Origin of the sequence: Chryseobacterium edaphi, assembly GCF_025628985.1 — a bacterium.
In the GTDB taxonomy this organism is placed as follows: domain Bacteria; phylum Bacteroidota; class Bacteroidia; order Flavobacteriales; family Weeksellaceae; genus Chryseobacterium; species Chryseobacterium edaphi.
The window spans coordinates 840,708-859,842 of record NZ_JAOTEM010000001.1 but is presented as its reverse complement, the minus strand read 5'-3'; the positions used below and the strand labels follow the sequence as shown (position 1 = coordinate 859,842).

The window sequence follows — 19,135 nt, the reverse complement described above, 5'->3', positions numbered from 1 at the left end:
ATTAAATCAAATATTGATTCAGTATATACAATTTGTTTACCAAATCTTAGAAAAATCATAAAAAATAAAATAAAAATTTCCTAAACGAATTTTTCCTAAATTTTTAAATAGTATTTTATGCTTTGAGGCTAAAATAAAATGTGCTTCCAACACCGATTTCGCTATTAACACAAATTTTTCCGCCTTGAGCTTCAATAAATTCTTTACTGATACTTAAACCTAAACCCGTACCTTCAGTTTTTGTTCCGGGAATTCTGAAATAGCGGGTAAAAACTTTGTCGAGATACTGATCTTCTATTCCGTAACCCTGATCTTTTACAGAGAATTTTATCTCATTGTTATCATTTTCTACATTGATTTCTATGATTGAATTTTCGTAAGAATAACGGATTGCGTTCGAAATAATATTACTCAAAACCCAGGAAGTTTTTTCGTAATCTGCATTTACAAATTTAAGTTTTGGATCAATTTGAGATTTGATGGTAATCTGTTTATAGTCTGCTGCGGATTTGTTTGCTGCAATTACGCCTTCAACCATCTTGTCGATCTCGGAAGGTCTTATATTCAACTGCACCACTCCGGTTTCCAGTTGGGTAAGATTGAGGAGTTCACCTGTGATTTTCAAAAGTCTTAAAGTATCTTCTTTTATTCCGACAACAAGTCTTTTCTGCTCTTCATTAAGTTCACCAATTCTATTATTTTCAAGCAACTGCACTCCCATTTGGATGGATGAGATCGGAGTTTTAAATTCATGAGAAACTGTTCCCATAAAATGAGTTTTGGCAAGATCAAGTTCCTTGAAAGGAGTTACATTTCTCAGCATGATTACTTGTCCGATAAAACGTTTGTTGTCTTCTCCGGTTGGTAAAACATTGATGTATAAAATTTCTTTTTCAAAATAATTTTCTTTCCCTTCTACAAAAATTTTCAATAATTCTGAATCTGCTTTTTTCTGAATCTGCGGATCAATAATTTCTCTTATTAAATCTCTCACCAAATCATTTCCAACAGCAACATCCTGAATAAGTTTTCCAACGAACTGATCTTTTTTGAGTCCGGTTATTTTTAAAGCTTCATCATTTACGAAAAGTACTTTTCTGTTTTCATCAATTCCGATTACTGCATCGTGCATATTATCAATCAGCGTTTCGATGCGTTTTTTTCCTTTTAAAATCTTATCAAGTCGGCTTTCAGAATATTCCTGAAGCTTTTCTGCCATTGTGTTGAACGACTTTGCCAGTTCGCCAAACTCACTATTTCCTTCAAAGTGCACTCTTTCTCTGTAATTCTGTTTTGCAATCTGATGAATACTGAAGGTAAGCTCACGAATAGGATTGGCAATATTCGAAGGAAGATTGATCATGAGGGTAAAAGCGATCAGAAAGCACAGAGTTCCCGCAATGGAAATCGCAGCAATGGCATTTTCTGCTGTAGTGTTTGCAATTTCACTTTTGATCTGAATGGCATTCATATTCAGCTGCATCAGTTCGGCAATATCTTTTCTGATAACAGATTTGAGATTTTGATCTGTCGGATTTTTATTTAAATCTGTAAAATGACTGATAATATTTCGCGTTGCTTCTTTTTCACCGCTTTCTGTAATATTCTGACTTTGCAGATTAAGATTCTTTTGAAATTCTTTTATGGCAAAAGAAGGCTGTTTGTCTATCTCTTCAAGAGACAAAAGCATATTTCGGGAATACTGCAGCGTGTTATAATTCGCCACAAGTATATTCTGTGTATCTTTTTTCAGCTGATAAATAAACCATCCGCCGAGAATAGAAAGTATAATAATCATCAAAAACAGAAGACCGACTCCTGCATTAAGCTTGGTTTTTATTTTCATTAAGACAAAATTACTAAATCTACGTTTTGTTTTGAAAGTCTTTTGAGTAACGAATTGAAAGTATCTGTTGCCAGAATAATTCTCCAGATATCAATATGAGGTTTTCCGATGCAAACAGTCGTGATTTTCCTTTCTTCACATTGTTCCATAATGGTCATTGCAACATTTTTACTTTGAATTTTAATGATATCTGCTCCTAATTCAGTCGCTAACCTAAAATTATTGATCAAATGTCTCTGTTTATTGAGCGCAATTCTGTCGGGAGATTCTCTCGAAGTCTGCACATACAGCAAAAACCACTGACTGTTATAATAATTGGCAAGTCTTGCAGTTTTTCGGATGACATTTTTTGCAGTAATTTCGTTTGAACTGATACAGGCGAGAAATCTTTCTTTTTTTAAAACTTTTCCGGTTACGATTTCAGTTTCCACTTTTCTTGTAACTTGAGAAGCGACTTCTTTTAAAGCCAATTCTCTTAGCTGAAGAATATTTTCATTTTTAAAAAAGTTATTGAGAGCAGATTGCACTTTACTCTGATCATAGATTTTCCCATCTTTCAGTCGGGAAATCAATTCATCGGCTGTAAGATCGATATTCACCACCTCATCTGCAGCAGAAAGTATAGTATCCGGAATTCTCTCGGTGACTTCTATTCCTGTTACTGCTTTTACTTCTTCATTCAGACTTTCAATATGCTGAATATTGACCGCACTGATCACATTGATTCCAGCATCCAAAATCTCCATCACATCCTGCCATCTTTTTTTGTTTTTGCTTCCTTCGATATTGGTATGTGCGAGCTCATCAACTATTACAATTTCGGGACGGAGTACAATAATCGCAGGAACATCAAGTTCTTCAAGTTCTTTCCCTTTATAAAACAATTTTCTCCGTGGAATTACTGGTAATCCGTGAAGTAAGTTATGGGTTTCTTTGCGGTTGTGGGTTTCTATATAACCAATTTTTACATCAATTCCATTTTGCAAGAGAACGTGAGCTTCCTGAAGCATTCTGTACGTTTTGCCGACTCCTGCGCTCATACCGATGTAGATTTTCAGCTTTCCTCTTTTTGATGTATTGATGAGCTGCAAAAATTCCTGTGCCGATTTTTTGGGTTCGTCCATTTTAGATTTAAATAAAATTTACAAATCTCTCCGCACAAAAATGGCAGAGAGATTTTGTCTGGTTTAAAATGAAACAGCGATTGCTGTGACTGCAGTAAGACTGTTTTTAGAAGTTTCGTTGTCACGCATCATAAAGATAGCGTCTTTACTGTTTAGATTCCGGATCTCTGTCCGCCAGACAAGATTTGGAAGAATATTGTAATCTGCGTTTAAAGAATAACCGAAAGTTTTAAAACCGTTCTCTGATCCTGTCGAAATAATAACTCCTTTCTCATCCTGGTAATACTCGCCTCTTGCTGTGATGCTGAATTTTTCTGTTGGTGAATATTTAGCAATTAAAACCGGCGTGTACCAAATATTATACTGCTCGCTTCCTTTTGCTCTCTGCTCAGCTCCAATATCGAAACCGGCGGTAATGCCAATTTTTTTGCTGATCTGATATATTCCGTATAAATTGTGGAAATAGCGCATTTGTCTGAGACTGTCAGGTTTATCATTTCCTACAAAAGATCCGCTGTTCAGCGTCAGTTTTTCATTAGGTTTAAAAATGATCTGATGTCCGAAGGCAGGAGTTGTGTTTCCATCAACTCTTTTAATTCGCTGCCATCCGTTTAAAACAAGTCCGCTTAAAAACCATTTTCCACTTTCCGAAGTGTATGAAATTTTAGCGCCGGTCTCAAAATAAGGAGAATTATCTGCGAAAAGACTTCTCGTTAAAGTCCAGTTATCTTTTCCTATAGCACTTTCAAAGCCAAGATGGGAAGAGAAAATTCCTGCATCAATCCATAAATCATGTTTTTTTGAGATTTTGAATCCTGCATTGGCTTCGTAAATATTTTTCATCACGCCCTGTTCCGCAGCATAATTTGCATTCATGTATGTTCCTGCAGCGATTGCAATATTTGCACGAATTTGATCTGTACTGTATCCTGCTTTAATGAATGCAAGATTAACATTCACTTCATTATTTCTATTGTGGCTGTATACAAATGACGGACGAGTATTATTTTTAGGATTATTAAAATCTGCCTGATAATAAACTTCTGCATACCCACTGATGATAAGCGGTTTTTTAAGTGAATCATTCTGAGCTTTTACGGATATACTCAATACCGCTAAAAGTCCAAATATTATTTTTTTCATTAAATTCTAATATAAATATTTTAAGTTATTCTTTTGCAATTACTTTTTGGCAAGTTGATCCAGCGCAATATTCAGCTGTAGGACGTTGATTTTTTCAGGTCCGAACATTCCGAGGAAAGGTTTCTCAGTATTCTCATCAATCAGCATATTGACTTTTGACTCATCTAAATTTCTGACTTTCGCGATTCTTTTAGCCTGAACCTTTGCAGCCTGTACAGAAAAATTAGGATCTAATCCGCTCCCACTTGCCGTTACCAGATCAGCAGGAATTTGAGATTTTGCAAGTCCCGGATTTTTCATCATCAAGGTATCAATACGAGCCTGAACCAGCTGAAGATATTCTTTATTTGAAGGCGCTTTGTTGCTTCCACCCGATCCTGCAGAATTATAATCTACAGCAGAAGGTCTTGATAAGAAATACCGATCTTCTGTGAAAGCTTGTCCTATATTTAAGTAATATTTTTTATTGTCGGACTCCACAGTTTTTCCTTTCCCGTGATTGGGTGCCAACTGAGCCATTGCAAAAACCAAAGCAGGATAAATAACAGCAAAAAGTATAATGCACATTGCCGTTAATTTTATGGCAGGTAAAATATGTTTTTTCATTTTTAATAATTTTAAAAGAATAATGAAACTAAAAGATCGATAATTTTAATTCCTATAAATGGAATAACAACACCGCCAAGTCCGAAAATCAACAGATTACGTCTCAGCAAAGCTGATGCACCGATCGGTTTGTACGCCACCCCTTTCAGAGCCAAAGGAATCAGAATAGGAATGATGATCGCGTTAAAAATAACTGCTGAAAGAATCGCACTTTCCGGACTGTGAAGATTCATAATATTAAGTCCCTGCAAAGCCGGAATCGCAGTGATAAAAAGTGCAGGAATAATGGCAAAATATTTCGCAACGTCATTTGCAATACTGAACGTAGTCAGCGTTCCTCTTGTCATTAGTAACTGTTTCCCGATTTCTACAACCTCAATTAGTTTCGTGGGGTCATTATCCAGATCAACCATGTTTCCAGCTTCCTTTGCAGCCTGAGTTCCGCTGTTCATTGCAACACCTACATCGGCTTGTGCCAAAGCCGGAGCATCATTAGTACCATCTCCCATCATGGCAACCAGACGTCCTTCAGTCTGTTCTTTCTTGATGTAATTCATTTTGTCTTCAGGTTTTGCTTCAGCAATAAAATCGTCAACACCAGCTTTCTCAGCAATGAATTTTGCAGTAAGCGGATTATCACCGGTTACCATTACTGTTTTGATCCCCATTTTTCTGAGACGGTCAAAACGTTCATTGATTCCTGGTTTGATGATATCCTGAAGTTCGATTACACCCAGAACTTTTTCGTTTTCAGAAACGACAAGCGGAGTTCCACCGTTTTGTGAAATTTCTTTTACTTTATCATCAGTTTCCTGTGGAAAGGTATTTCCTGCACTAAGAACGATATTTTTAATGGCATCTGTTGCACCTTTTCGGATACGAACGTTTTCATAGTTCACTCCGGAACTTCTTGTCTCAGCAGTGAATTTAATATATTCAGGATTCTCCATTGAATAGGTTGAAGGATCAATTCCAGCCAGTTCAACAATTGATTTCCCTTCAGGAGTTTCGTCAGTCATTGAACTTAGTACAGCAGCTTTTATCAGTTCTTTTTCGTCCACATTGTGGGCGGCATAAAAATGAGTCGCTTTACGGTTTCCAATGGTTATGGTTCCGGTTTTATCCAGCAGAAGAACATCAATATCACCTGCAGTTTCCACCGCTTTTCCACTTTTAGTGATGACATTGGCGCGCAGCGCTCTGTCCATTCCGGCAATACCGATTGCGGATAGGAGTCCACCGATTGTGGTAGGAATCAGACATACAAAAAGTGAGATAAATGATGCAATGGTAATGCTTACATTGGCATAATCTGCAAAAGGCTTTAAGGTGATACAGACGATGATAAACACTAAAGTAAATCCTGCAAGTAAAATCGTTAATGCAATTTCGTTGGGTGTTTTCTGTCTTGAGGCACCTTCTACCAATGCAATCATTTTATCTAAAAAACTTTCGCCAGGCTGAGTGGTTACTTTTACAACAATTCTGTCTGAAAGAACCTTTGTACCTCCTGTTACAGAACTTTTATCTCCACCAGACTCCCGAATAACGGGAGCAGATTCTCCGGTGATGGCACTTTCATCAATGGTTGCCAAACCTTCAATAATTTCTCCGTCAGACGCAATGATGTCTCCGGCTTCGCATACAAAGATGTCACCTTTCTGTAGTTTTGAGGATGAAATTATACTTCCGTCACGCAATTTAGCCGGAGTTTCTTCCCTCGTTTTACGAAGACTGTCTGCCTGGGCTTTTCCTCTCGCTTCTGCGATCGCTTCAGCAAAATTACCGAACAGAACCGTTAGTAAGAGAATGATAAAAACCGTGAAATTATAAGCAAAACTACCCTGAGATTTTTCTCCTGTTAAAGTCCATATACTTACGATGAACATGACGAGAGTTCCAATCCAGACCAGAAACATAACTGGATTTCTGAACATCGTTTTGGGATTGAGTTTTACAAAAGACTGCACAAGAGCTTCCTGCATCAGTTCTTTTTGAAACAATGATTTATTATTCATTTGGAGATATTTATTTTTATTTGAAGGTCATCCCAATAGTCGGGACAGTTAATGCGATCGCCGAATCTTTATTTGGTTTTGTTTCCAAATCATGGCGACTTCATTTTATTTTCTTTATCTATTTTATTTCAGTGAAAAATATTCCGCAATTGGACCTAAAGCCAATGCCGGAAAGAATGCTAATGCTGCAATGATGGCAATGACCGCAAAAATCATGAGTCCAAAAGTTGAGGTATCGGTTTTAAGCGTTCCTTCACCTTCGGGAATGTATTTTTTCTGAGCCAGTAAACCCGCAATCGCAATTGGACCGATAATCGGTAAAAAACGACCAAGTAAAAGAACAATTCCTGTCGAGATATTCCAGAAAGGATTATTATCACCCAGACCTTCAAAACCACTTCCGTTATTGGCTGCAGATGAAGTAAATTCATACAAAACTTCACTGAAACCATGAAAACCTGGATTGTTGAGCGTACTTGTTCCTATATCAGGAAAAGCAGTTGCAATTGCGGCTCCTGCCAAAATCAAAAACGGATGAAAAAGGGCAACAATCATTGCGATTTTCATTTCTCTTGCTTCGATTTTTTTGCCTAAAAATTCGGGAGTTCTACCCACCATTAGACCGCTGATAAATACCGCAAGAATGATATAAATAAATATGTTTAAAATACCCGCTCCGTCACCACCATAAAACGCATTGACCATCATTGCCAACATCTGGGTCATTCCGGAAAGCGGAACAGAACTGTCGTGCATTGAGTTAACAGATCCTGTAGAAATAACCGTTGTCACAATACTCCAAAACCCTGAAGCTGCAGCACCAAATCTTATTTCTTTACCCTCCATTGCGCCAAGTGACTGATCGATTCCCATTGCTGAAATGGCAGGATTTCCATTCATTTCCATAGTTATGGTTGGGATTGCAAGAAGAAGAAAACCTGCCGTCATGACTCCAAAAATTATATATCCGAATTTTTTCCTTCTGATAAAATGACCAAACGTAAAAACCATAGCCATAGGAATAATTAATTGCGAAATCATCTCAACCATATTGGTAAAATAGGTAGGATTTTCGAACGGATGAGCACTGTTGGCTCCAAAGAAACCACCTCCATTTGTTCCGATATGTTTGATAGGCACAAATGCCGCGACCGGACCGGTAGAAACTTCAGCGCCGCTTCCCTGAAGCGTTATTACTTTATCTTTTCCTTCAAATGTCATCGGTACTCCTTCAAAAAGAAGTACTGCACCCATGAGTAATGAAAGCGGAAGAAAGATTCTTGTATTGGACTTCAAAAAATAATCGTAGAAATTCCCCAGTTTTTCGGTAGATTTTTCACGGAAAGCTTTGAAAATAACAATCGCTGCAGCCATTCCCGTTGCTGCGGAAACAAACTGAAGAAACATCAGCCAGATCTGTCCGAGATAGCTTAAACCTGTTTCACCGGAATAATGCTGAAGATTACAGTTGACTAAAAATGAAATGGTTGTATTAAATGCTAAATCAGGTGACATATCCGGGTTTCCGTCGGGATTGAGTGGAAGCCAGCTCATGTTCATGAGGACGAGCATACTGATGAAAAACCATAAAAAATTAATCGTCAGAAGTGCACTCAGATGCTGCTTCCAGTTCATCTCGTTTTCAGGATTGATACCTGAGATTTTGTAGATCATCGATTCTACAGGTTTGAAAACGGGATCAAGAAAGGTTTTCTCTCCCGCATAGACTTTAGCAATGTATTTTCCAAATGGTATCGCCAGAATAAGCGTTACCAGAAACATGGCTATTATTCCAAAAATTTCAGTGTTCATAGTTGTTTAATGAATTAATGCAAATTTTTTAACCGTAAAAATCAGGTAGATAAAAGCGATTACGAAGCAAATCCAAAAGATCATTACGCTCCATTCTTTTATTTCATGTAAAATCTTACGGCTCATTTGATTATAAGTTTGATTTAAAATTCTTCCGGTTTTACGAGTACATAAATCATGTAGAAGAATATGGCTATTGCTGTGATAAATAATAGGGTCATGAGTACGTTTTTAATTTTCAAATCTTTTCAAAATATTCTACCAAAAAGTAAAACAGAGCGAAGAGTACTGCTCCCGAAGCCAATAAAATAACTGTGATCATTTTCTTTTTTCTTTTAATTAAACTGAATAATTGCCGCTGCTACAAACACTCCGAGAATAACCGCTACGTTAATTGTTATCATTTCAAAATCGTGTTTTCCACGAATTGATTTCCATTCCTGCCAGTTTCCGATTTTTCTGATTTTTGATTTCATATATAAATTTTTATTGTTTTTAAAAGTCTTCCCGATTAGTCAAGACCGTCTATGCAGTCTGCATTTCCGAATCATAGCGACCTTAATTTTTAAAATTTTAAATTCCTGATTTGTATACCTGATGAAGGTAGTTTTCCTGTAAGGGCGGTGACATTTTACTGAAAATCATTTTTTTGTACGTTGGTTCGCAGCAGAATGTAAAACTGTCCAGAGAATAGATGAAAATGTTTTCTATTGCATTCTTCAACGCCGCGTCACCTTTGCTGTAAAGCTTATTCATTTTGAGAATCGACTTAATCAGAATTTTCTGATCGTTTTCTTTAATCAGCCTTCTGATCTGTTTCGTAAAGACACTGATCACCATAAATGGTGAATTGGTCTTGTAAGATTCTTTAAAGTCTTCCTGTGTTTCCGGGATCGTTTTAATGATCTCTGTAACGGCATCTTTATGATTCATTTTTTAAATTGTTTTGAATCAGTAATGCCAAGATTTATTCCTTAAAGAAAAATTAAAATACAAGAGACTGTAAATTAGATATTTATATTCAAATCAATCATTTAGAAAACACAAAAAACCCTATCAAAATGATAGGGTCGTTATCAGAATGGAAGCATTCTTTTATGAAATACTGTACTCTTCGATCTTTCGGTATAGTGTGGCAATGCCAATTTCGAGAAGACGCGCCGCTTCGGCTTTGTTTCCGTTGGTATGCTTTAATATTTTCTGTATCTGCATTCTCTCTGCGCTTGCCATAGAAAATGCAGACATCATTTTGTTTTGTGAAAATTCGGTATGTTCCTGCTTTGCAAGAATGTCTACGGGAAGACTATCGGTTGATAATTCGGAGGAATCTGTAAGGATAACACTTCTCTCAATCACATTACGAAGTTCGCGGATGTTACCTTTCCATTGATGGTTTTTTAAAGCTTTTAAATAATCATCCGAAAACGAAGAAATATTTTTTCCCATTTTGTGAGAAAAAGTCTTCAGAAAAAAGCCGGCCAGAGATTCAATATCCGCTACTCTTTCCCGCAAAGACGGTAGTTTAATCGTAAAAATATTGATTCGGTAATACAGATCTTCACGGAAGTTTCCGGTTTCAATTTCGGTTTCCAAATTTCTGTTGGTTGCGGCAATGATTCGGACATCAGTTTTTGTTGGCTTGCTGTCTCCCACTTTCAAAAATTCGCCGGATTCTAAAACCCTGAGTAACTTTGCCTGTAAGTCGAGAGGCATTTCACCAATTTCATCAAGAAAAACCGTTCCGAGATTGGCTTCTTCGAAAATTCCTTTGGAATCTTTCAAAGCTCCGGTAAAAGCTCCTGCTTTGTGACCGAAAAGTTCATTTTCAAGCAGTTCTTTTCCAAAAGCCGAACAGTTGACTGCAATGAAATTTTTCTTGCTTCTGTTGCTTGCATGATGTATTGCCTGTGCAAAAACTTCTTTTCCGGTGCCGGTTTCACCTGTAAGAAGCACTGTTGCATCTGTTACAGCCACTTTCTGAGCCGAAGAGACAGCGTTGGTAATTTCAACAGATTTACCAATAATACTTTTGAAAGATTGTTTATTGTCAAGCTGTTTTTCAAGTTGTAAAACTCGTTTATTGAGTGCTACTTTCTCTGCAGCCTTATAAAGCAACGGAAGAATCTTAGTATTGTCGTCGCCCTTGGTAATATAGTCGAAAGCTCCGTTTTTGATCGCCATTACACCATCAGGAATATTTCCGAAAGCGGTCAAAAGAATAATTTCAACACCTGGAAATTGATCTTTCACTGTTTTTGAAAAATCGACACCGCTTCCGTCGGGAAGTTTAACATCGCAAAGAACAATGTCAATATTGGAAATCTCAAGTCGTTTGAGTCCGCTTTTCAAATTTCCGGCCTCAAAAACTTCAAAACCTTCTAGACTGATGATGCGTGATAAAAGTGATCTTATTTTGGCTTCATCATCAATTATTAAAACTGTATTCAACTCCTTGTTACTCTTAAATTATTAGGAAAAAATGTCATTTTTGTCGTAAAATATCTGTCAAATATTTTTTCAAAGATAGATATTACGTTGAGATTTTTACTTTTAAATATTTCAAAAGAATTTAATTATTACTGAGGTAATTTTTAATTGTATTTAAAACTCCAAAATTATTATTGCTCAAAGCTTCAAATTTTGCAGCTTCTTTTACTGATGGATGGGCGTTTTCCATTGCGAAGGAATATTCTGCTTTTTTCAGCATCTCAATATCATTCATATAATCACCGAAAACCATTGTCTGTTGCGGACTGATGTTGAGTGTTTTCTGAAGCTTTTCAAGTGCATTGCCTTTGTTAATATCTTTGTTCATAATATCCAGCCAATATTTCCCGGAAACTACGACCTCAAGATTGTATTTTTCAAATTGCTTTAGGGCAGGATATAAATGCTCTTCAGAACCTTCGAGATGGTAAACTGCGATCTTAAAAATACTGTCATCCAAAGCTTTGGTAAGATCTTCTATTCGCTTATTTCCTGTATAAAATTGTGCTATATAATCAATAAATTCCTGATTTTCAGTTTCGTAATACGCTCTTTTTTTACCGGAGACAACGACCGTTGCACCCGCAATCTGGCGTATTGCTAAAATGATTTCTTCAACATATTGTACTTCAAGCTTATCGGCAAACAATTCTTTGTTTTTGTAGATCATGTAACCGCCGTTTTCAGCGATGAAAGCCATTTCGTTTTCTTTATCTCCGAAATATTTCGTGATTCCCAACATTTGTCTGCCACTTGCAGGAACAAAAAGAATGTTTCGTTTTTTCAGTTCTTCATAAATTTCGGGAAATTCCGGGCTTACTTCATGTTCAGAATTAAGAAAAGTCCCATCCATATCCGTCACTATCAACCTAATATCATTCATAAATCTCTCATTAAAGATCAAATATAGTGGATAATATTTTGTTTCATTGCTTGAAATCAAAACATAACAATATTTTAACAATAAACAATCTTATTTAATCGCAAAGTGAGACAATTTTTTTAAAAAAAATTTCAAATTGATTAAGAAAAACAAAGCCGCTGTGCTTACCGAAGCAACATGGAGTTTTTTAGTTTAAAATCAGATTTATTTGATAAGTTTATTATTGCTTTTTTTATAAAGCTTAGCATCGAATTTATAATATCTCGCAGCACGATGAGCAACATTGGTTTCTATTTCGTCCAAAGGAATAATATAATTAAATGAAGAAACTTTTTTGTGGAAATTTTTAATATCAATATGCTTTTCACTCAAAGCATTATATAACTGATACAATTGTCTGATTGTAAATTTCTTAGGCAGCAATTCAAATATAATAGAAAAGTCAGACTCAATCCATTTTCTAATCTCAACCAGAGATTCTTTAATGATTTTATTATGATCAAAAGGAAGCAACGGAACTTTGGTAATGGGACACCAATCGACGGTATCATATTTTGTACTGTTGATTTTGTGATCGATCTTGCAGAGTGAAAGATAGGCAACCGTCATGATCCTGTCGATCTGATGATTATACTCTTTTCTCATCCATTTGATGTCATATTCGCTGCTTGCACGATTAGGATCTGCAAAACATTTGAATTGTTTCAATACCATTTTTTTTATTCCGGTAAGCTCATGAAGAACACGTTGTGCGGCATCATCTACATCTTCATCACTCAGGATAAGACTTCCAGGCAATCTTTTCTGACGTTCCGGAACATCACTTAAATGTCTTTGAACCAATAAAATATTTAGCTGGTTTTCCCGATCGAATCCGAAAACGACGCAATCTACAGAAACATAAGTATGGATAAAACTCGAACTCATGTGACAAATATAAAAATTCAATTGATAATAAAAAACACAAAACAACGATGAATATTACAAATCTTTGAATTATATTTCAGATTTAAGAAATAAAAAAGATCAAGATTTATAAAGTTAATTCCTAGCTCTCCTACATAAGATTTAGTCAAAACTTAACTTAAAACTTGGCAAAACAATAAAAATCAGATCTCATTGAGATTAATCTAACATTCACGTAATTTTTTACTGTCTACTAAAAACAAATTTTTAAATAACTGATTATCAAACTTGTAAATATTGGTCAAAATGCAATAATTGATAAATTTCTACGTAAAGATTTATAAATCATCACTACATAAACTTGTTTGCGTCTAATTTCTGATCTATCTTTACTAAAGAAATTAAAAAGCGATACAGCTTTAAGATGACTGAAAAATATCTGTGAATTACAAATAATTGACTTATATATAAACTTCACACCACACACCAAATCATTTATATTGAAAAAAGGCAAAACATTCGTGTTTTGTCTTTTTTGTTTGATCTTATCTGAGATATATAATTTTAGAATAAAGCATTAAATAAGCCGTCCGATTTTGGACGACTTTTAATGTTGGTTTATAATTTAGTTAATGCTCATGCTCTCCTGTATTCGATAATTTAGCGTTTATAAAAAAAGAACCTTTCACAACAATGTTTGCATCATTTGAAATTTCCTTTAGCGGAGTTATCGCCGTGTATCCCATATCGGAAGAACCTTTGATAATTTCTACTTTTTCGAAATTTACCTTTTTGCTTTCATTTTTATTTTCTGATTCGTCTTCATGATGTTCTTCTGCTTGTTGATTGGTTTGTATAAAAACATAAAATTTTCCATCTGCTTCTACAATAGCTTCATTGGGAACGGCTGGAGTTGTGGTTTTATTCAGACTTACAATTCCGGTGATGTTCATTCCATCAATCAATCCGGATTTATTTCCGATAACGGTGCAGTGTACGGAAATTGTTTTGCTTTCATTTTCAAAAGAAGAACCGATGCTGTAGACTTTTGCATCATATTCTGTCTCCGGATTATTGGTCAACTTAAAATGCACGATCTGCCCTACTTTCATTTTAGGAAGATCTTTTTCAAAAATCTGCAGATCAAGATGAATCGACCCATTATCTATCACTTCAGCGACAGGCGAGGAAATATCCACATAGCTACCAATCTGAGAATTTATGGTGCTGATTGTACCACTGATCGGCGAGGTAATCACCAAGCCTGAACGCAAATTTCCATTGTTGATACTTGCAGGATTGATTCCCATGATCTGAAGTTGCTTTTGAAGAGATGCTTTCTGCGTGCGCAAAGTTTTCAATTCAGAATCAGAGCTTTGAAGATTTTTTTTCGCGCCTGCATCGTTGTCAAAAAGTTCCTTTTGTCTTCTATATTCCTGCTCTGCAAAAATTATTCTGTTTTTCACGGTAAGATATTGTTCCTGAACTTGTATATATTCCGAATTTCCGATGGTTGCGATGACCTGACCTTTCTTGATATAATCTCCGATCTGCACATTGATGGTTTTGATCACACCTCCATACAATGACGTTATGGCGGCTTTATTATTGTTCGGAACTCTCAACAACCCATTAGCTTTTATAGTAGAAGTGAGTTCTTTCATTTCAATTTTGCCTAAAGTAATTCCGACTGTTTTTATTTGGTCCTCCGTAATTGAAGCAATGGTTTTCAGAGCTTCATCATGATGATCTTCAGCTTCTTCGGTTTTCACTTCAGTTTCAGAACCAGTCGTGACATCTTTCTTTCCGCAATTTAAAAGAAATACAGAAACGATAAATAGTTTTAAAATATTAAGTTTTAGTTTCATCTTATTTGTTGATTAAATAATTAATAGTAATAACAGACTGATTCACCTGCTGAATTGATTCCAGATATTTTAGCTGAATATTGGTTGCCGTCTGAAGTGCAAAGAGATATTCTACATAAGAAATTTCTCCTGTTTTGTAACCAAGTTGTCCGGCTTTCACGATTTTCTCTGCATTTGGTAAAGCCTGATTAACATAATATTCATATTGTAAAACATCCTGATTATACTGACTGAATGCATTTTCCAGCTGAGTGGTAAGTTGCTTTTGCTGAAGTTTTGCGTTGGATTCTGCCATTTGTTTCTGATATTCCAAAGACTGAATTCTCGCTCTTGTAGCTCCGAAAGTCAATGGAATTGAAACTCCAACATTGGCAACATGAAAACGGTTTCCGGAATCAAAATATTTTTCCTGTCCGTTGAGCGTGTGAAATCCGGTAAGTGACTGATTGGTATAACCTAAGTTAAATTCCGGCAAACCTTGAGATTTTTCAACATTTTTACTCTTTTCTGCAATTTCCATTTCCTGATAAAATGCTTTTACAGTCGGATGATTGGCTATTGCAGAACTGTCTAAAACATATTCAGCCTTCAAGGGTTGGTAATTTTTAATTTGGGGAATTTCAAATTGATCAGAAATATTAAGAAGCATTTTCAGATTTTTATATGCATTATCGAGATATACTTTATTTTGATTCAATAGAAGACTGATCTCTCCTTTTTGAGTTTCTGCCGTATTGATTTCAATTTTTTTAATGTCTCCTGCTTTATATCTTACTGTAGCGATTCTAATAAAATCCTGATAAAGACTGTCCATTTTCATAAGCTTCAATTGATTATATTGCAGATATTCTATTTGGTAAAAATACGTTCTGATCTGTTTTGCTAATTCATTTGCAGAAATTTCTCTATTGATTTGTTTTGCTTTAATTTCTTCGGCAATCAGATCTTTTCTCGCTTTAAACAAAGTCGGAAACGGAATACTCTGCGAAATGGAAAACGACTGATCAAATTTCGGACTGTTGTATTGCCCTAACTGCGCATTTAAATTCATTTTCGGAAGTTCATTGGCAGTTGGTTTCAAAGCTTCAGAAACTTTAATATCCAGATCTTTTGACTGAATTAAATAATTATTTCTCAACGCTATTTCCGTGGCTTTCTCAACCGTTAAAACTTCGGTTGTCTGCGCATTGAATGTTTGTCCGAAAAATAAAAATCCTAAAATGATAACTGTCGTTGAAGTTTTTATTCTAATAGTCTTTCTGTTGAATTTTGTATTAAAAATAATATACAACATTGGTAAAACGAATAATGTCAAAAAAGTTGCTGTGATCAAACCACCGATTACAACGGTTGCCAAAGGTTTCTGCACTTCCGCTCCTGCTCCTGTAGAAATTGCCATCGGTAAAAATCCTAAAGAAGCAACTGCAGCCGTCATTAAAACTGGGCGCAGTCTTACTTTTGTTCCTTCAAAAACTCTTTTTAAAATATCGGTTTCGCCATCTTTTTCCAATTGATTGAAGGTTCCAATTAAAACGATTCCGTTGAGAACCGCGACACCGAACAAAGCAATAAATCCTATTCCTGCACTGATGCTGAAAGGCATGTCTCTTACAAGCAACGCGAAAATTCCACCGATTGCGCTCATGGGAATTGCGGTAAAAATCAAAGTTGCCTGTTTAAAAGAATTAAATGTAAAATACAGCAACATAAAAATAAGAAGTAGAGAAACCGGAACTGCAATCATCAAACGTTTGCTTGCGGCCTTCAGATTCTCAAATTGTCCACCATACGTAAAATAATATCCTGAAGGAAGTTTAACCTTCTGATCCAATTTTTCCTGAATATCATTGACAACACTTTCTACATCACGATTTTTCACATTAAAGCCAATTACGATTCTTCTTTTTCCTTCTTCACGACTAATTTGTGCAGGACCCAGTTTATAACTGATATTCGCAATTTGCGAAAGCGGAATCTGGTTTCCTGAGCTGGTAGAAACCATGAGATTATTCACATCATCTATATTGGTTCTGTGAAGACTGTCAAGACGCACAACCAGATCAAAACGTCTTTCGTTTTCAAAAACCTGACCTGTACTTTTCCCTGCGAAAGCAGTACTTAAGACATTGTTGACATCTTCGATATTCAAACCATAATTGGCCATTCTTACACGGTCATATTCTACATTGATCTGTGGAAGTCCGCTTATTCTTTCAATCTGTGGAGCGGTCGTTCCTTCAACCGTCTGAATGACTTTTCCAACCTTATCTGCATAAACAGCAAGGGAGTCCAGATTTTCGCCAAATATTTTTACAGCGACATCCTGTCGGATTCCCGTCATCAACTCATTGAAACGCATTTGAATGGGTTGATTTTTCTCAAAAAACACTCCCGGAATTAATTCTAATTTCTCAGAAATTTCATCTGCTAATTCGTCATAGGATTTTTTTGTTTTCCAGTCTTTTTGAGATTTTAAAACAATAATTAAATCTGTTGCTTCGGGCGGCATCGGATCTGTAGGAACTTCTGCAGAACCTGTTTTTCCAATCACCATTTTTACTTCATCAAACTCTTTTATGATCCTCGAAGCCTGCATCGATGTTTCAATGCTTTGACTTAACGAACTTCCCTGTGGTAAAATACAGTGAAATGCAAAATCACCTTCCTGCAACTGCGGAATAAACTCCCCTCCCATTCTGCTGAATATAAATATGCTGATTGCAAATAAAACAACCGTAACCGAAACAATAATTCCTTTAATTTTTATAGCTTTTCTTAATAATGGCTGATAAACACTTTGCAGCTTTTCCATCATTTTATCAGAAAAATTCCTTTTATTTGATTGATTTTTAGACAAAAACAATGCGCTCATCATTGGAATATAAGTGAGGGAAAGAATCAATGCTCCCAAAATTGCAAACCCGACTGTTTTAGCCATCGGTGTGAACATTTTCCCTTCCACACCCACCAAAGTAAGAATAGGAATATAAACAATCAAGATAATAATTTCACCAAAAGCCGCGCTGTTTCTTATTTTTGAAGCAGAAAGAAAAACTTCCTCATCCATTTCAATCTGAGTTAATCTTTGGGTGGATTTCCTTAATCCTAAATGATGAAGTGTTGCTTCTACAATAATAACTGCACCATCGACGATCAAACCAAAATCAATCGCTCCTAAACTCATTAAATTGGCGCTCACTCCGAAAACATTCATCATTCCCAAAGCAAAAAGCAGAGACAAAGGAATCGCCGAAGCAACAATAAGTCCTGCACGGAGATTTCCCAGAAAAATCACAAGTACGAAAATAACAATCAAAGCCCCTTCAATCAGGTTTTTTTCAACGGTTTTGATTGCTCTTCCTACCAAATCTGTTCTGTCTAAAAATGGTTCTATCAAAACATCATCGGGAAGCGATTTCTGAATGGTCGGGATTTTAGCTTTAATTAAATTGACAACCTCATTGCTGTTTGCACCTTTTAAAGTCATTACGATACCTCCAACCGCGTCTACTTTTCCGTTGTAAGTCATTGCACCATAACGAACTGCGCTTCCCAAACGGACATCAGCAACATCTTTCACAAAAACAGGAACGCTTCCGTTTTCATTTTTTACCGAGATGTTTTTTATATCTTCTAAAGACGTCACCACTCCGATTCCACGGATGAAATAGGCATTTGGTTTTTTATCGATGTAAGCTCCTCCTGTATTCTGATTATTTTTTTCAAGCGCAGTAAAAATATCAGAAATACTTACTCCGATGGCCCGAAGCCGGTTTGGATCGACTGCAACTTCATATTGTTTTAATTCGCCTCCGAAACTGTTGACTTCTGCAACTCCCGGTGTTCCGTTGAGCTGTCTTCGCACGATCCAATCCTGCATGGTGCGGAGATCTTTACTTGAATACTTATTTTCACTTCCTTTTTTCGGATGTAAAATATATTGGTACGCTTCACCCAAACCAGTACTTACAGGAGCCAATTCAGGTGTTCCGACTCCTTTGGGAATTTCTTCGGCAGCTTCTTTTAATTTTTCACTGATCAGTTGACGGGCAAAGTAGACATCAACTTCTTCTTTGAAAACAACCGTAATGACTGAAAGTCCGAATCTTGAAATACTTCTCGTTTCTTCGATATCGGGAACATTAGAAATACTTTGTTCTATAGGAAACGTAACCAATTGCTCGACTTCCTGTCCTGCCAATGTTGGACATACAGTGATGATCTGAACCTGATTATTGGTAATATCCGGAACTGCGTCGATGGGAAGTTTTGTTGCGCTCCAAACTCCCCAAATGATCAACAACATGGTCATAATACCAATGACAATCTTGTTGTTGATACTAAATTTTATGATTTTATCTAACACAGATATGTATTTAAATTTTACTGATATTGCCATACTTTTTACATTTAAATTAAATTTTAAATATAAAGTACCGACA

At 36.0% G+C, this 19,135-nt stretch carries 13 protein-coding genes; all 13 read right to left on the bottom strand.

All coding sequences use genetic code 11. The features are described 5' to 3' along the window. Positions 1 to 115: 115 nt before the first annotated feature. The 13 genes from NZ698_RS03990 to NZ698_RS03930 all read right to left on the bottom strand — a co-directional run bounded on the left by NZ698_RS03990 (position 116) and on the right by NZ698_RS03930 (position 19,059). Complete coding sequence (locus NZ698_RS03990) at positions 116 to 1,846, bottom strand: HAMP domain-containing sensor histidine kinase (RefSeq protein WP_263001796.1); 1,731 nt, start codon at positions 1,844 to 1,846, stop codon at positions 116 to 118. After that, entirely contained in the window at positions 1,846 to 2,970 is a 1,125-nt protein-coding gene (locus NZ698_RS03985) for a sensor protein KdpD (RefSeq protein ID WP_263001795.1), read from the bottom strand. Before NZ698_RS03985 ends, NZ698_RS03990 begins: the two co-directional genes overlap by 1 nt. Positions 2,971 to 3,033: 63 nt before the next feature. Then, a complete protein-coding gene (locus NZ698_RS03980; RefSeq protein WP_263001794.1) occupies positions 3,034 to 4,113 on the bottom strand; it encodes a porin in 1,080 nt (359 codons plus the stop codon). Between the two features lie 39 nt (positions 4,114 to 4,152). Continuing rightward, positions 4,153 to 4,719, bottom strand: coding sequence for a K(+)-transporting ATPase subunit C (locus tag NZ698_RS03975; protein WP_263001793.1), 567 nt, complete (start codon positions 4,717 to 4,719; stop codon positions 4,153 to 4,155). Between the two features lie 11 nt (positions 4,720 to 4,730). Beyond that, positions 4,731 to 6,737: a potassium-transporting ATPase subunit KdpB gene (gene kdpB, locus NZ698_RS03970; protein WP_263001792.1), complete on the bottom strand. Its 2,007-nt coding sequence runs from the start codon at positions 6,735 to 6,737 to the stop codon at positions 4,731 to 4,733. 123 nt (positions 6,738 to 6,860) lie between these two features. Next, complete coding sequence (gene kdpA / locus NZ698_RS03965) at positions 6,861 to 8,549, bottom strand: potassium-transporting ATPase subunit KdpA (RefSeq protein WP_263001791.1); 1,689 nt, start codon at positions 8,547 to 8,549, stop codon at positions 6,861 to 6,863. 335 nt (positions 8,550 to 8,884) lie between these two features. Continuing rightward, positions 8,885 to 9,025: a hypothetical protein gene (locus NZ698_RS03960; protein WP_263001790.1), complete on the bottom strand. Its 141-nt coding sequence runs from the start codon at positions 9,023 to 9,025 to the stop codon at positions 8,885 to 8,887. Positions 9,026 to 9,122: 97 nt separating this feature from the next. Further along, entirely contained in the window at positions 9,123 to 9,482 is a 360-nt protein-coding gene (locus tag NZ698_RS03955) for a DUF7674 family protein (RefSeq protein ID WP_263001789.1), read from the bottom strand. 162 nt (positions 9,483 to 9,644) lie between these two features. After that, a complete protein-coding gene (locus tag NZ698_RS03950) occupies positions 9,645 to 10,997 on the bottom strand; it encodes a sigma-54-dependent transcriptional regulator (protein ID WP_263001788.1) in 1,353 nt (450 codons plus the stop codon). A gap of 121 nt (positions 10,998 to 11,118) precedes the next feature. Next, complete coding sequence (locus tag NZ698_RS03945; RefSeq protein WP_263001787.1) at positions 11,119 to 11,919, bottom strand: Cof-type HAD-IIB family hydrolase; 801 nt, start codon at positions 11,917 to 11,919, stop codon at positions 11,119 to 11,121. A gap of 204 nt (positions 11,920 to 12,123) precedes the next feature. After that, on the bottom strand, positions 12,124 to 12,846 hold the full coding sequence (locus NZ698_RS03940) for an NUDIX hydrolase (RefSeq protein ID WP_263001786.1): 723 nt from the start codon (positions 12,844 to 12,846) through the stop codon (positions 12,124 to 12,126). Positions 12,847 to 13,454: 608 nt separating this feature from the next. Continuing rightward, positions 13,455 to 14,693: an efflux RND transporter periplasmic adaptor subunit gene (locus NZ698_RS03935; protein WP_263001785.1), complete on the bottom strand. Its 1,239-nt coding sequence runs from the start codon at positions 14,691 to 14,693 to the stop codon at positions 13,455 to 13,457. 1 nt (position 14,694) lies between these two features. Next, positions 14,695 to 19,059: a CusA/CzcA family heavy metal efflux RND transporter gene (locus tag NZ698_RS03930; RefSeq protein ID WP_263002596.1), complete on the bottom strand. Its 4,365-nt coding sequence runs from the start codon at positions 19,057 to 19,059 to the stop codon at positions 14,695 to 14,697. Positions 19,060 to 19,135 lie beyond the last annotated feature (76 nt).